The sequence below is a fragment of the Virgibacillus salexigens genome (genome assembly GCF_000723585.1).
GTDB classification, from domain to species: domain Bacteria; phylum Bacillota; class Bacilli; order Bacillales; family Amphibacillaceae; genus Virgibacillus; species Virgibacillus salexigens.
The window spans coordinates 1234237-1250923 of the sequence record NZ_CCDP010000001.1 but is presented as its reverse complement, the minus strand read 5'-3'; the positions used below and the strand labels follow the sequence as shown (position 1 = coordinate 1250923).

Annotated in this window: 11 protein-coding genes; 1 reads left to right on the top strand and 10 read right to left on the bottom strand. The window is 39.0% G+C overall.

Annotated elements, in window-relative coordinates:
* Positions 1-3 precede the first annotated feature (3 nt).
* From dhaK to BN990_RS05520, 10 genes are all read right to left on the bottom strand, one after another.
* Positions 4-999, bottom strand: coding sequence for a dihydroxyacetone kinase subunit DhaK (gene dhaK / locus BN990_RS05565; RefSeq protein WP_038242865.1), 996 nt, complete (start codon positions 997-999; stop codon positions 4-6).
* 116 nt (positions 1000-1115) lie between these two features.
* Positions 1116-2609: a glycerol kinase GlpK gene (gene glpK, locus BN990_RS05560; protein WP_021289222.1), complete on the bottom strand. Its 1494-nt coding sequence runs from the start codon at positions 2607-2609 to the stop codon at positions 1116-1118.
* Between the two features lie 13 nt (positions 2610-2622).
* Positions 2623-3459: an MIP/aquaporin family protein gene (locus BN990_RS05555; protein ID WP_021289223.1), complete on the bottom strand. Its 837-nt coding sequence runs from the start codon at positions 3457-3459 to the stop codon at positions 2623-2625.
* 399 nt (positions 3460-3858) lie between these two features.
* Complete coding sequence (locus BN990_RS05550; protein WP_038242863.1) at positions 3859-6243, bottom strand: penicillin acylase family protein; 2385 nt, start codon at positions 6241-6243, stop codon at positions 3859-3861.
* 415 nt (positions 6244-6658) lie between these two features.
* On the bottom strand, positions 6659-8506 hold the full coding sequence (asnB, locus tag BN990_RS05545; RefSeq protein WP_038242861.1) for an asparagine synthase (glutamine-hydrolyzing): 1848 nt from the start codon (positions 8504-8506) through the stop codon (positions 6659-6661).
* Positions 8507-8715: 209 nt separating this feature from the next.
* On the bottom strand, positions 8716-10548 hold the full coding sequence (opp4A, locus tag BN990_RS05540; RefSeq protein WP_038242859.1) for an oligopeptide ABC transporter substrate-binding protein: 1833 nt from the start codon (positions 10546-10548) through the stop codon (positions 8716-8718).
* Positions 10549-10674: 126 nt separating this feature from the next.
* Positions 10675-11580 carry an ABC transporter permease gene (locus BN990_RS05535; RefSeq protein ID WP_021289228.1) on the bottom strand — a complete coding sequence of 302 codons (906 nt, stop codon included), beginning with the start codon at positions 11578-11580 and terminating at the stop codon, positions 10675-10677.
* A gap of 28 nt (positions 11581-11608) precedes the next feature.
* Complete coding sequence (opp4B, locus tag BN990_RS05530) at positions 11609-12571, bottom strand: oligopeptide ABC transporter permease (protein WP_021289229.1); 963 nt, start codon at positions 12569-12571, stop codon at positions 11609-11611.
* A 7-nt stretch (positions 12572-12578) separates the two neighbouring features.
* Positions 12579-13511, bottom strand: a complete 933-nt coding sequence (locus BN990_RS05525; protein WP_021289230.1) for an ABC transporter ATP-binding protein — start codon at positions 13509-13511, stop codon at positions 12579-12581.
* Positions 13498-14517 (bottom strand): ABC transporter ATP-binding protein, encoded by a 1020-nt coding sequence (locus BN990_RS05520; protein ID WP_038242857.1) that lies wholly within the window; start codon positions 14515-14517, stop codon positions 13498-13500. Before BN990_RS05520 ends, BN990_RS05525 begins: the two co-directional genes overlap by 14 nt.
* A 542-nt stretch (positions 14518-15059) precedes the next feature.
* Here BN990_RS05520 and BN990_RS05515 point away from each other — a divergent pair.
* Complete coding sequence (locus BN990_RS05515) at positions 15060-16217, top strand: acyl-CoA dehydrogenase family protein (protein WP_021289232.1); 1158 nt, start codon at positions 15060-15062, stop codon at positions 16215-16217.
* The last annotated feature ends 470 nt before the right edge of the window (positions 16218-16687 follow it).

Genomic DNA, 16687 nt, shown 5'->3' with positions numbered 1-16687 from the left:
CTCCTACCTTCGAAATGCAGGAGCTTCAGACGGTGCATCAAGTAGTGGCTTTAATTCATCATCTAAATGCAATACCGTAATCGAGCAGCCTGCCATTTCTAATGAAGTCATATATTCCCCAATATAAGTTCGATAAACCTCTATCCCTCTATCACGAAGAATGGCTTGAACTTTCTGGTTTACTATATATAGTTCCATTTCAGGGGTAGCTCCTAAACCATTAATTAAAACAGCAATTTCATTTCCATTGGAAATATCGATATCATCAAGGATACGGTCTGTTAGTTCTTGGGCAATCGTATCCGCTGAAGCAATTGGCTTTCTTTCTATACCTGGTTCTCCGTGAATACCAATACCAATTTCCATTTCATTATCTTCTAATTGGAAACCCGGTTTGCCTGCGGCTGGAACGGTACCTGAAGTCAAGGCCATTCCCATCGATCTTACATTTGCAACTACTTTATCAGCAACTTGCTTAACCTCTGATAACGATCCACCAGCTTCTGCTTTAGCCCCAGCAATTTTATGCACGAAAACCGTTCCAGCAATCCCTCTCCTACCAGTGGTGAAGGAGCTATCCTCTACTGCAACGTCATCATTTACGATTACTTTTTCAACTTGTATCCCTTCTGCTTCTGCTAGTTCTGCAGCCATTTCAAAATTTAAGACATCCCCTGTATAGTTTTTGATGACTAAGAATACACCCTCTCCCGCATCCACTGCTTTAATACCTTCTAAAACTTGGTCCGGGGTAGGAGATGTAAACACTTCTCCAGCAACAGCTACATCAAGCATTCCCTTTCCTATATATCCCGCATGTGCAGGCTCATGTCCACTTCCTCCACCACTGACAAGACCAACCTTCCCAGTGATTGGAGCATCTTTTCTAACCACTGCTAGTGTTTCAGGTATTAATGTCACCTTGTCAGGATAAGCTGCAACAAAACCATTTACCATATCTTGTACTGCTTGATTTGGATCATTTATAATTTTCTTCATATGCACGACTCCTTTCCTTTCTTATTATTGTAATACATTTCGATTAAATACGAAAAAAAGAGGTCATTCTTACCATTTGCGATAATCATGACCCCTTTTTATATCAGTCGTATGTTTTATTTAAATACACGTGTTGCTTCAACTGCCTTCTTCCATCCTGCATATAAATCTTCACGTTGCTGGTCTTCCATGTTGTTTTCAAATGTCTTTTCAACATTCCATTGCTGTGCGATCTCATCTTTGTCCTTCCAATACCCAACAGCAAGACCTGCTAAATAAGCTGAGCCTAGAGCTGTTGTTTCTTGTACGACAGGGCGCTCCACCGGAACTCCTATAATATCACTTTGAAATTGCATCAATAAGTTATTTTTAACTGCTCCACCGTCAACACGTAGTGTTTTTAAATCAATTTCTGAATCAGCGATCATTGCATTTAACACATCTTTTGTTTGGTACGCTAGTGATTCTAATGTGGCACGAATGAAATGATCTTTTGTGGTACCACGAGTAAGACCAAACACGGCACCTCTAGCATCACTATCCCAATAAGGTGTACCTAATCCAACAAAGGCAGGAACCATATATACTCCATCCGTGCTATCAACATTACTTGCATAGCTTTCACTTTCTGGAGAATCTTGGATTAATTGAAGCCCATCGCGAAGCCATTGAATCGCAGATCCCGCTACAAAGATACTTCCTTCAAGTGCATATTCTACTTTTCCGTCTACTCCCCATGCAAGTGTCGTCAAAAGACCATTTTCGGAATTAACGCCTTCTTCACCTGTATTCATCAACATAAAACAACCCGTACCGTAAGTATTTTTAGCCATTCCCTTTTCGAAACATGCCTGACCAAATAACGCTGCTTGTTGGTCACCAGCTATTCCAGCAACCGGGATTTCTTCACCAAAGAAATGGTAAGATACCGTATGTGCATAAACCTCCGAAGATTGTTTTACCTCGGGTAACATACTCTTAGGTACAGTGAGAATTTCTAGTAGCTCATCGTCCCATTTCAAATCATAAATATTAAACATTAATGTACGGGAAGCATTTGAATAATCAGTGATATGCGTAGTTCCACCAGAAAGTCGATAAACTAACCAACTGTCAATTGTGCCGAACATAAGGTCACCATTATCGGCTTTTTCTCTTGCTCCTTCTACGTTATCTAAGATCCATTTAACCTTTGTACCAGAGAAGTATGGATCAATTAATAAACCTGTTTTTTCTCTAAATAGATCATTGTATCCAGCTTCTCTTAACTCTTTACAGATAGCTTCTGTCTGACGCGATTGCCATACAATTGCTTTATAAATAGGTTTACCAGTATGTTTATCCCAAACAACTGCTGTTTCTCGTTGATTGGTAATACCGATACCCGCAATTTGATTTGCTTCTAAATCTGCCTTGCGTAGCACCTCAGCAATACACGCAAGTACGGAGGTCCAGATTTCATTTGCATCATGCTCTACCCAGCCAGGATATGGGAAGAATTGCTCAAATTCCTTCTGAGCTGTCTCTACAATTTCACCATTTTGGTTAAAGATGATCGCACGAGAGCTTGTAGTACCCTGGTCAATTGACAAAATGTATTGTTTACTCATCACTATCTCCTCCTTAAACAGCCTTATTATTTATTTTATCAGAAACCGTTTGCGATTTCTTTAATTCCATACTAGCAGCGCTTACAATTAATATAGCCATGATAACACTTGTAATCCAAAAACCTACTGTAAAATCACCCATGAAAAATGCATTATAAAAGAACGCACCATAGACGCCTCCTAGTATTGGACCTAAAACTGGTATCCATGCATATCCCCAATCAGAGCCACCTTTTCCGGGAATTGGTAGAATCGCATGAGCAATTCGTGGACCTAAATCACGAGCAGGGTTAATTGCATAACCGGTTGCTCCACCTAAGGACATCCCAATCGCAATAATTAATACCCCTACAATAATTGGGTTTAACCCTTCTGTGAATTCGTTTGCACCAATGAATAAAAGACCCATCACTAGTACAAATGTACCTACAATTTCACTTAATAAATTTGAAAAAGGACTACGTATTGCCGGATCAGTTGCAAATACACCTAATTTTGCTGCTTGATCATCCGTTTTCTTCCAGTGCGGTAAGTAATTTAAGAAAACAATTGCCGCCCCAATAATTGCGCCTATCATTTGTGCAGTTATATACATTGGTACTTTTGACCATGGAAATTCTCCTATTGCTGCAAAGCCTAACGTAACTGCTGGGTTAATATGAGCTGGTGAATAATTACCAACCGCATATACACCTAATGCAACCGCGAGTCCCCAGCCAATGGTTACGACTATCCAACCAGCACCTTCTGCTTTTGATGACTTTAAGGAAACGCCTCCAACAACTCCGCCCCCAAAGATAACTAGAATCATCGTGCCGATTAGTTCTGCTAGAAATTCAGACTCAGCCATGTATAACACCCCTTATTTTATTTTCTCAAAGCTAACTATGTTTTAAAAAAACGTTTACATCTCCAACATATGATTGATGGTATGCAAAAAGACCCGCACTTTAAATGATATACTCCCCCCAAGGAAGATACGATTAAAGTGTGGGTCTCCTATTCTCCGCCACATAATTAACTTGTAAACTAATCATACTTTAGTATGCAAACGCTGTCAAGATTTAAATAATATTCTAAATTTTCCATCCTAATCGAATGTGCTTTCTGATCACGTTTGGAAAAAAAAACCATAGTCATTTTACCCAGCTTATTTTCTATTTCGAGCTTTTCCGTGAAACAAAATCATTTTTCGATATTTCCCGGGTAATAATATTGTCCTACTTTAGCATTTAGACCAATCTATTATTTATTCTGGTTGGAAAATCAACAAATTACCTTGTGATTGCGAAAGTGTTGTTTCATGATAACTGCCATGAACCCAATCTGTTAATTGATCATGATACCAATCACTTTTGAAATGACCAGACTGTCCTGGGCCCACTATATGATACCCTTTTTTTGGTTCTTCCATATCGACAACAAAACGCCAAGAAGCTCCATGATTCACGATACCTGTCTCTGTTTTGTAGGCAGCAGCCATAGGTGTTACTTTGCTCCCTCCAACAGGTAAAGGGGCTTCATTATTGAAAAAGAATTCTAGTACTGGATTGATTTCAGATAATGGATGACGGAAAGAGACTTGATGATAATCTCCCCACTGCCAATCATTCATCTTCTTTCCAAAGTCATTTTCAAGTTTATTCAATGAATTTGTTAGTGCATCCTTTACTACCTGCTGTAATCCACCTGCGTTCTCTACCCATATTGCATCTTTTCCTTCAACAGATTTTCGAATTAGCTCATCTGTTGTTTGACCGCGCGAACCAAATAAATCCATCATATTATCTGGTATATCTTGATAGATAATTGCTTCTAATTCATTCATCCAATGATGGAAGATTAATGGTTGTACTGCTGTTGCTTCATCATGGTAATCCCATTTTTTCATGACATTGACCGCTTGTTTTTCTTTTTCTGAAATGTTCATATTACGCAATATCGATAAAAAAACAGGGACAAACTCTTCTGCTTGCATGTTCTTTGTATCCATTTGCAAATCTTGCATATCACGAACGGTTAATGCATTACTAGATTCTAATACTTCTGCTATTCGTTCATACCGATATGGTTGTGCCCAAACATTACTTATATGATAAGGATAATCTTCTGTTGTAATTTTGTTATTTGCTGTAGCAATATAACCTTTCGCAGGGTTTACAATACGTGGTAATTGTTCAAAAGGGATATACCCTTTCCATTCACTTTCTTTCTCCCACCCTGGTAATGGTAATAACGCATCAGTCCCATCCTGATAGATTGGTATGTTTCCATTTGCCTTATAAGCAATGGTTCCATTTTTCTGTGCAAACACAAAATTTTGCGCAGGTACGAGAAACTTTTCAAGCCCTTTTTCAAAAGAAGACCAGTCACTTGCCCGGTTTATTTCAAGAATGGCTTCCAATTCTGTGGTAGGTTCGAGTGCTGTCCACCTTAAAGATAGCATTGTATCTTTTCCGCTTTCTTCAGCGAATTCAGAGATAATTGGCCCATGCCTCGTTTCTACTACATGATAATCTAGTGTTTCCTCATTTTTTACTTTAATCGGTTCTTCTATAACCGTTGCCTTTTCCCATTTCCCTTCATAGTAAAATTGATTTTCCCTCTCAGGATGCTGTTTTTCTAAATACAATTGCTGTACATCTGGGCCTGTATTTGTAACCCCCCATGCAATGGTATCGTTATGACCTAAAATAATTCCAGGAACACCTGCAAATATAACACCACTTACATGATTCGTATCTGATTCCAATTGCATCTGTAACCATATAGATGGGGTAGCTAATCCTAAATGAGGATCATCTGCAAGTAACGGTAATCCGGATGCTGTTTTATCCCCACTTACTACCCAGTTATTACTTCCATTAAAAGCAGGGGGGATAATCGCCTTATCAAAGCTTTCTGGTATCGATACATACGGTTCTTCCATAATTACTGGCTTCTCTTCAGGATAATCAGGAAATAGTTCATACGCTTTATTTTCCGGATAGTTTTGTAATAAGTAGTAGTTGAATGCTTGTCTTTCCCAATGCCCGCCTAAATCAAACGCCATATACTTCCCAATGGTTAATGAATCTATTGGTGTCCATGCTTCTGGTTTTATTCCCATTAAGGTAAATTCAATCGGCAGACGGTTGGTCCGTATTGCTTCATCCACGTAGGCATTTACGCCATCGGAAAAGTATTGTAATACCTGCTTTGCTTGTTCGCTATAAATGTCGTAGGATTTGGTAGCTGCCCTTCTTAGACCCAATGTTCGAAAATATTTATCTTGATCAATCGCTGCTTCTCCTACTACTTCACTTAATGTGCCAGATGCTTGTCTTCTCGACATCTCCATTTGGAACAACCGATACTGTGCCTGAACATATCCTTGTGCTACGTACAAATCATGATCATTCGCAGCTTTAATATGTGGAACACCATTTTCATCCGTTATTACCTGTACTTGTTCTTTCAGGATTGGTAAGTTGATCGTACCATTCACTTGTTCAACAGATCGTCCAATGAATGCGTTTACAAAAAGGATCAAACTACCGATCGTTAGCAATAAAATGCCACTAGTAATGAAGGCAAATTTTTTCTTCTTTCTTTCCTGCCTATGTGGCTGTTTATCAAATACACGTTCTTCCATGTTCCCCCTCCTATATTCTTCGAAGACAAATCCATCTTTTTCTCTAATCAATATCTTCTTATTTCGGCAAATCCTTATGGTTTTCCTCTTAAAGGCTGCCTCCAAGCAACAGATTTTTTAATTTGTCTGCATTGATAGGAGATTATCAGATTCGAAATAGTATTTTGTTCAAAAAATACTATTCTTGTCTGAAAGGAATGGATACCATTATCATAGCAAATAAAATATGGGTGACTCCTGCGGAATCAGCACGAGTCCGAAGATCCAATCCGGTAAGCGATTTTTGCTTACCGAAGTTAACTGAGTCCATGCCCGCGGAAAGCAGCCCATATTTCAGTTTGCCATTTAAACAATAAAAGATTATTCAACTTGGGAGTTACTCACTACTTAAGCTATATCCGCGCCTTAACACCTTTTATTCACTCACTGTTACGTTATATTTCCGCAGCCAATAATCAATTTGACAGAGATGGGCAATAAGTTGGGGGCCCTTCATTAGTTGACCATACCAAGGGTCTTTGAATTCTTTCCCTTCACTTTGTAAAATCGCTTCAACCTTTTCACGCTTAAGAAACTCAAATAACCGTGCTTCTTTATCATCTAAAATCTCTTGCATCCATGTCGTTACTGCTTGCGTATATTCGGGTTGAAAGGTTTTCGGATATGGGCTTTTTTTACGATATAGCACGTCATGAGGTAAAATCCCTTCCATTGCCTTTCGTAAGATGCCTTTTTCTCTTCCTTCCGCCATTTTCATATCCCAAGGAATATTCCATACATATTCAACCAATTTATGGTCTGCATACGGCACTCGTACCTCAAGACTGGCTCCCATACTCATACGATCCTTACGATCTAGTAATTGGGCCATAAACCAGTGCATATTTAAATAAAACAATTCTCTTCTTCTCGCGTCCGTATCATTCTCGCCATGTAACCGAGGTGTTTCACGAATCGTTTCTTGGTAACGATCAAATACATAGTTTTTTAAGTCTAGCTTTTCTTGCCATTCGGGGTGCAATAGATGAATTCGCGAGTCAAGGGAGCGCATCCACGGAAATCCTGATCCTGCTTCCTTTGAAGGATCATGAAACCAAGGATAACCTCCAAAGATTTCATCAGCACATTCCCCAGAGAGACTCACCGTCGTATGCTTTTTTATCCGCCTGCAAAACCAAAGCATCGATGAATCAATATCAGCCATACCTGGCTGATCACGTAGATCAACGGATTCTTTTAAATGATCTGCTAACTCCTTCCCTGTGATTATTTCATTATGGTGATCTGTTGCAAAAGCCGCAGCCATCTTATCAACCCAGGGCTGATCCATCGATGGTTGAAATTTACTTGCTTGGAAATGCTCTGCATTGCCTTCATAATCAATGGAGAAGGTAGTCAAAGGAGCATTTCCTTGCTTTGTAAAATAATTGGATGCAATCGCTGTAATTGCACTGGAATCTAAGCCCCCAGATAGAAATGTAGATACAGGCACATCTGCTACGAGTTGACGCTGAACCGCGTCGACAAACAGCTCTCTTACCTTTTTTGTAGTATCCGCTAGTGAATCGGTATGCGGATGGCTTTCCACATTCCAATATCGCCATACCTTTAATCCATGAATAGAAAAGGTAAGCGCATGGCCAGCACGAAGTTCTTTCATACTTTTAAAGATACCATGCCCAGGTGTTCGTGATGGTCCTAACCCAAACACTTCCGCTAGGCCAGAACGGTCTACTTCTGCTTTCACATCGTTATGTGCTAAAATTGCTTTTAACTCTGAACCAAAGATAAACTGCTTCCCCTGCGTCAGGTAAAATAATGGCTTTACGCCAAGCCGATCTCTCGCCATATATAGTTGATTCTTTTGTCCATCCCAAATACCAAACGCATAAATGCCGTTTAGATAATCTACACATGTTTCTTTCCACTCCATATAAGCAGTTAACAATACTTCCGTATCAGAAGTAGTTGCAAAGCGATACCCCTTTGTCAGCAGTTCTTTTCTAAGCTCATCCGTATTATACAACTCTCCATTATAAGTAATGGTATACGTATAACCATCTTTCGCCTTCTGCATTGGCTGTTTTCCACCTTCTAAGTCAACAACAGAAAGACGCTTATGTCCAAAGGCAATATGCTGATCCATCCAACAATTTGTATCATCCGGCCCCCGTAATGACAACGTTTCTGTCATATCTTGAAGCATTTGTTTATTCGCTCGAATATCGCTTCCCCAGTCTACATAACCCGTGATCCCGCACAAATATCGTCACCCTCTCTAAGTTGCATAAATAGCCTACGCAGCATTTTATGCAGAAACAGTTGTAAATATGACAGATTCACCATCTATTACTATATGATTGCATGTCTAGCAGTATTACTATTTTATTTGGTTCTAGTTAAAGTTGATCGAATAGCAAGCCGGATTCATGAAAAAAAGCCCCTGGTCAGAGGCTTCCTTTTCAACTAGATTTATTCTGCTTTCATTGGTTCTTCTTGGGTAACAGAAATCTCATGTCGTCCATACCAATTAAAGGCAATGGAATAATTCTGAACTCGATTGTTAACCGGTACTAATTCGGAACGATAAAGGGTTGGGAATACTGGAATTTCTTCAACCATTAGTTTTTGCCACTCATTATAAACTTCCTTACGATGTTCCACATCAAAGGATGCTTCAGAAATTCCTTCTTCCAGTAATTTATCATTTTCCTCACTTGCATAACGTGGGAAATTAAAAATAGCATCACGGCCGTATAAGCCGTCTGGGTTTACATCATTACCCACAGTCCAAGCACCTTGGAAAATATCTACTTTTGGATCGTCATCGCCATTTTGTCCGACACGATCATAGAAGGTATTGAATTCTTGTAAGCGTCCATCCAATAGTTGGACATTCAGACCTACCTTTTTCCATGATTGAATATAATAGTTTGCTAATGGCTCTGCAGTGTCCCCACCTGACATGGAGGCGAAATTAATTACTAATTCTTCCCCTTCCGGATTTTCACGCATACCATCGCCATTCACATCTTCGTAACCGGCCTCATTTAGAATTTCCTTTGCTTTCTCTGGGTCATAAGCTAAACCCGGATTCTCAGAATCATGGAATTCTGGGTGAGATGGCGGAATTAATGTAGTTGCATTCCAGCGAAGTCCATTATAGAACTGTTCACCAACGGCATTATTATCCACAGCATGCCACATCGCTTTACGTAGGTTAACATCCGCCATTTTCATATTAGGATCAGGTTTCACTTGTTTCTTCTCTTTATCCCATGTACCTAGTTTAAAGCCAATATACGTATAAGCCATATCGATCTGTCCTAAGAATTCAACATTGGACATTTCTGCATTGTCCGGATATTGATCAACTGGAAAACTATGAACAGTATCGACTTTTCCAGTTTCTAATGCTTGCACTACTGTGGTCGGATTAATTACTGATAGAGTAACTTTATCTAGCTTTGGCTCCCCTTGCCAATAATCCTCATTTTTCGTATAAACAACTGATTCACCTGGTGTAATGGTTTCGACTTTAAATGGACCAAATCCAATCGGATGTTCTCTTACTTCAGGTGATTCAGCCATTTTTGCAACTGGAATATCTTCAAAGATATGCTTTGGCATCGCATATGGCCAAATTCCACCAGTTAGAAGCGAAGGTGTCGCTTCTTTGTAAGTAATTTTTAATGTTTTTTCATCAACTACCTCAATACCGGAAATGCTGTCAGCTTCCCCATTATGATAAGCTTCCATTCCTTCTACATTCGTGAAGTCCTCTCCATAGCGAACGCCATTATAATCCGGGTGACCAATTACTTCATAAGAGAAAGCCCAGTCTTCTGCAGTAACTGGTTCGCCATCATGCCAATTGACATTATCACGAATCGTAAATGTGAATACTCTGCCATCCTCAGACGTTTCAAATGTCGCAGCACCATCTTGGGTATACATATAGTTTTCATCATCCGCTAATAAAGGTTCATCAAACCATTTAATTACCTCTGAATCGTATGCCCCTGAATAGAAGTTCCAGTTTAATGTACCTTCAAACGCTGTATCGGTAACGAGGCCAAATTTTAAGTGACCACCGTCAATTGCTTCTCCTTCATTTGTTTTCTCCGCACTAAAATCATCAATCGAATATAATTTCTTTCCACTATCTTCTGATTTATTGGAATCAGATCCACCACTATCTCCCTCTGCTTCTCCCTCCTCAGATCCGCCACTGCATGCCGCTAAAGCAAGCAGCAAAACTAGCAACAGTGCGAGAAGTGCTTTGCTCCAACTTGTCTTTCTCATCCTTATAACCTCCCCTTTTTTGTCTTTCTTGTTGCGTCAACAAAGATGTTGACAGCATTTATACTTAACATCTGAAGATGCAAGTAACAATTAGTAAACTGTATTACTAAATGATCGGATTTATGCTTATCCTCTCCGCTGTCTTGCGTCAGTAGCACGCTTTAATGCTTCCCCCACGTTTCGAACAGCCAACATCAGTAAGAAGATAAGAACTGCTGCTGGTACCCAGACCCACCAGTGAAACTCCAATGTTTGTGGATTTCTTGCATAGCCTAGTAGTGTTCCAAGACTTGGTGTTGTTTCCGGGAAACCAAATCCTAAAAAGGAAAGCCCAGACTCTAGGCCGATATTGGCGGCCAGATTTAACGTCATCGTTACAATAATAAGCGAGCTAAGGTTTGGTAACACCTGGGTAAACATAATTTTAAAATTAGATGTTCCTAATGTTTTAGAAGCCTGTGCATAATCCAATTCTCTTTCTTGCAATGCTTTCGAGCGAATGAGGCGGGCAATTCCCATCCACAGAAAAGCAGTCATGATCAAGGAAAAGGACCATATGCTGTACTTCGGTACAATTGCAACAAAAACAATAACAATCATTAAGAATGGTAGAATTAAGAAAAAATCAACAATCCGCATCATAATATTATCGACGGTTCCCCCATAGTAGCCAGAAACCAGTCCATAAACGACGCCGATAACACCGGTCATTAGTGTAACGAGAATACCTATCGATAATGAGTTCCTCGTCCCAATAATTAACTGTCCAAAGATATCCCTTCCCCCGTAATCAGTACCTAGCCAAAATTGTTCAGATGGCGCTTCATTGATTGCAAATAAATCGACGGTTACGATTTCTGATTGTTCCAAAAATATTGAAATACCATATACAAACCCAGTTGTTCCAACAAGAAAAATGAGTGATATAAGCGCTACTTTATCCCTTACAATTTCCCTCCAAATAATGCTCCATGTAGAAGGGGTTTTTACTTCCGTGTCTGTTTGAGCCGTATCAACATGTGCATTGGCCATTTGAATCACCTCCATGTTTATCAAGTTATTATTTAATACGAATACGAGGATCCACAAGACTTAGAATGATATCTGAAAGTAGCGCTCCTAGAATGGAAGCTATCCCAAATAACAGAACAACTGCGGTTACCACACTGTAATCACGCTGCAATACAGAATCCATAAATAATAGTCCCATTCCTGGATAACTAAAGATCGTCTCGATAAACACTGTTCCCCCAATTAAACCGGTAATTTCAAAGCCAAAATACGCAGCGATTGGCAAAAGCGAATTTCGTAAAATATGGCGGTTATAAACACGTGATTCAGAGGCTCCTTTTGCTCTTGCAGTGACAATAAAATCTTTTTGCTTTGTATCAATAATTTCACTGCGTAAATACTGGACCGTATTAACCGTAGTAATTAATGCCATCGATAAGCCTGGCAATAATAGATGTTGAAATTTGCTGAGCGCATATTCAAATGTTCCGGGTTCTAATCCTGGTGCCACACTTCCACCTGTTGGGAACCATCCCAACTGAAATCCCCCAACCCAAAGCATAACAAGTGCAAAGATAAATAATGGGGTTGCGAAACCGATATACGTATAGCCAGTAATTAGCTGGTCGCGCATTGTATCATTATAGCGGCCGCTCGTAATACCAAGTGGAATTGCGATGATATAAGTAAAAATAAGGGTAACTAACCCTAACCAAAAGGAATTTATCAGGCGTTGTTCTACTAAATCAGTGACAGGCATCTTGAAACGAAACGATTGTCCTAGGTCTCCCTGTAATGCCGAAGATATCCAATCACCGTATTGGATATACCACGGGTCATTTAACCCCATTTTCTCTCGTTGCTCTTCAATAGCAGCGGGGTCAATATTTGGATCAATTAACCCGGTTAATGCGTCACCTGGCATCATTTGTGCCATAACAAATACTAAAATACTAAGTAAAACAATTTGCGGCAATGTAATTAAAAGTCGTCGAACGATAAATTTCCACATATTATACTCAACCTTTCTCTGGCAAAGCTACGAGATGTGAATCAGAAATGTTCCGTAATCTATAAGCCAAGCCCTCATTATCAAAGTAGTCGTTATAATATTGTTGATATTCCATTTGCACTTCATCACGCAAATGTTTCTGCTTTTGGCGATTCTGTGGGTCAATATCAGGAATAGCTGCCACCAGACGTTTTGTATAAATATGTTGCGGGTTATTAAATATGTCTTGCTTCGTACCTTCTTCTACGTAACGACCTTTATACATAATGCCAATATCATCACACATGTGTTTGACAATCCCTAAATCATGACTGATGAATAAGTAAGTTAAATTTAATTCTTTTTGAATTTCCTGCATAAAATTCAAAACTTGTGCTTGTACCGAAACATCTAATGCCGACACCGGCTCATCAGCAATAATCAGTTTTGGTTTTAAGGCAATTGCTCGAGCAATACCAATTCGTTGTCGCTGTCCACCAGAAAACTCATGGGGATATTTCAATATACTTTCAGGGTTTAAGCCAACTTGTTCTAATAATTCTTGCACCCGTAGCTTTTCTTCAATTTTAGTTAGCTTTTCATAGTTTCGCAGAGGCTCTGCAACAATATCTAGCACGCGTTTTTTTGCATTTAATGAAGAATAAGGGTCCTGAAAGATCATTTGAATGTCTTTTCGAACATGCTGGGTTTTACTTTTCTTGCTAGTTAAATCTTTCCCTTCAAACATAACCTGGCCCGATGTAATATGATTTAATCCAATAATTGCTCTTCCAGTGGTTGTTTTTCCAGAACCAGATTCACCAACGAGACCATATGTTTTCCCTTCTTCAATTGAAAAGGACACACCATCAACCGCTCTAATTGCCCCAATTTTTCGATTTAGAATACCGCCCCTAATCGGAAAATGTACCTTCAAATCGTTCACTTCAAGAAATCCCATCCGCCTGCTCCTCCTTCTTCTTTTCATCTGGGAAGTAAAATTGATTATGGCATGTACAGCGAACAAAGTGCCCAGGCTTTATTTCATGTAATTCTGGATTCGTTTCGTGAGCAGAAGTGTCTATCCATGGAATACGGGCAGCGAACCGGCAACCCTCCCGAGGTAATTTATGTAATGGAGGTACAATGCCTTGAATAACATGTAGTTTATCGTTTCCTCCATCTATATTTGGTATTGCATGCAATAAAGACCTTGTATAAGGATGCCTTGGATTAGCGAACAATGTATGAACATCAGCGATTTCTACGATTTGACCAGCATACATGACAGCTACACGATCGGCCATTTCTGCAACAACACCCAAATCATGTGTAATTAAAACAATTCCAGCATTCATGTTTTCTTTCAAATCATTAATTAAATCAAGTATCTGCGCTTGAATGGTTACATCCAATGCTGTTGTGGGTTCATCTGCAATAAGAAGTTCAGGATCATTTGCAATTGCAATCGCAATGATGACACGTTGCCTCATTCCTCCAGATAATTCATGGGGGAATTGATCACATGTATGTTCAGGACGTGGAATCCCTACTTGATTTAATAAATCTATTACTTTCTCTCTACGTTTCTTCTTCGAGAGATTCTTATGATGGAGTAAAAGTGTTTCAGCAATTTGTTCTTCTATTGTCATTAACGGGTTTAGTGCTGTTAGTGGGTCTTGAAAGATCATAGCCATATCATCGCCACGCAGCTTATTCAGCTTATTGGCTGGCAGATTGGCAAGATCATGATCCTTAAAATAGATATTCCCTTCTATTTTTGCGCGATTATGTAATCCCATGACCGAAAATGCTAACGCACTTTTTCCTGATCCAGATTCTCCGACAATGGCCAATACCTCATTCTTATTTACAGTTAGTGATACATCATCCACTGCCGCATAATAATCATCGCGAATGCGAAAAGATGTCTTCAGGTTTTTAATTTCTAATAATGCGTTGTTCAAATTAATCCCCCTAGTCTTGTTTTATATTCATTTGTATAGTTATCCCTAGGCCAACAATGAACGAAACTTCAGAAAATTTATCTTAAAATAAAAATAATACCCTATTATATTTAATTATTCTGATATTTCTAAACTTATTACTCACTTTAACGACACACCCTCAAAAAAATGGCGTGTTCATCGAATATAAATTATTTATTGAGAATATTATCAATGTTAATATATTGTGATTATATGGGAATGTTTTCGAAAAAGCAATATTATTTTCAATATTTCATAGATAATCCGGTCTATATTCTGACGAAAATTGTCAGACAAAAGTCATTAATATCTAGTTATATCAACGTTCTACGCCTCTAAAGCTAGTATATTTAATAGATAAATAATTTGTCGATTTATGCAGGTATTTTTTCTTAGTTTTTTCCCTTTTCACATGGTGAAATTCTTAATGTAAAAGAAAGTTTCCCAAATTGATCTTACTACAAGAATTATGCCATAATATATCTTACTAATCGGATAAGAATTATATTAGGAGGATCGGAATGAATTTATCCCAATTAAAAACAGCGGAAGAACGATTACAAGCGTTAGAAACAACGGTTAAACCATTCACGGAACGAGGCGCAAAGCATGATCAAGCAAATACTTTCCCTCACGACAATTTTAATGATTTAAAACAAATTGGCTACCCTGCATTAACCATTCCTTCCAAATATGGCGGAAAGGGAATATCTTTAACAGAATTAATAAAGTCGCAAGAAATTATTGCAAGAGCAGATGGGCCAACAGCCCTAGGTATTGGCTGGCATATGGGGATTACCAAACACCTTGGTGAAAATGAGATTTGGGAATCAACCAAGTATCAAGCTTTCGCTAATGATGTTATTCAAACTGGTGCCTTACTAAATAATGCTGCTTCCGAACGTGCTACCGGAAGTCCTACACGTGGAGGCAGACCAGAAACAACAGCAAAACAAACTTCACATGGTTGGGTTATTCACGGTCGTAAAACATTTACAACATTAGCACCAGTTCTAACCTATTTCGTAGTTAGTGCATCGATTGAAGGTACAACAAAAACTGGCAACTTTTTAGTAAAGCGTGACCGTCCTGGTGTTTCCATTGATGAAACATGGGACTCTATTGCAATGAAAGGTACGGGCAGTCACGATCTTGTTCTAAATCACGTTTCTTTAGATAAAAGTGACTATGTGGAAGAGCTCACACCTGGAAAAAAAGCAGCTGCAGGCTGGCTCCTTCATATACCTGCTTGTTATTTAGGAATTGCTCGGGCAGCTCAGAAGTATGCATTGCAGTTTGCTACAAGCTACTCACCAAATAGTATTGAAGGAACCATCTCTGATTTACCAAATGTTAAACAAAAACTAGGGGAAATGGAACTTCAACTAATGGAGAGTGAACAATTTCTTTACGGAACAACCGAGCAATGGGATCATGGAACAGCATCCAAACGCACTGACATGCAACCTTTACTAGGGGCAGTGAAATTATCTGTAGTGAATAAAGCCATTGAAGTGGTTGATTTGGCTATGCGAGTTGTTGGCGCACGCAGCCTTTCCAACAGTAATCCACTTCAGCGTTATTATCGTGACGTAAGAGCAGGATTGCATAATCCACCAATGGATGACATGACAATAATAAAACTTGCTGACACTAGTTTAAAAGACCTTAATGATTAATCTCATTCTTTGAAAATAATGCATTGTTGTATTTTGATAAGCTATCGATACGAAGACCAAAGTAACTTATTCCTATAATCATCCGAACGATTCCATTCAAATCCGTTCGGGTGATTTGGTTACATAAAACAGGTTCTACCATCACTCCGTCAACATACTTCGCTTTCAGTTTCCTTGCCCCGGTAAGGATATCCCAATGTGGCCCACAAAGGATGAGTTTCGTTGGCCCTCATTAGAACACATTCCTTCGAGATCTTCAACTCTTGCTGTTCCCATGTTCCCACAGGAGTCTGAGTCTACGTAGGTTGATTGTACGTATATTAGCTTTTATTTCATTCCTGGCTTAGTTGTGTTTCTGCCTCTCTTTTTATACTTCCTCAATAATTAGTAAAAATTTTACAAAACGAAATATATTTGAAATAGAAATGTAAGATTATAATTAGCCTATTTAAGGGTAATAATATATAAGA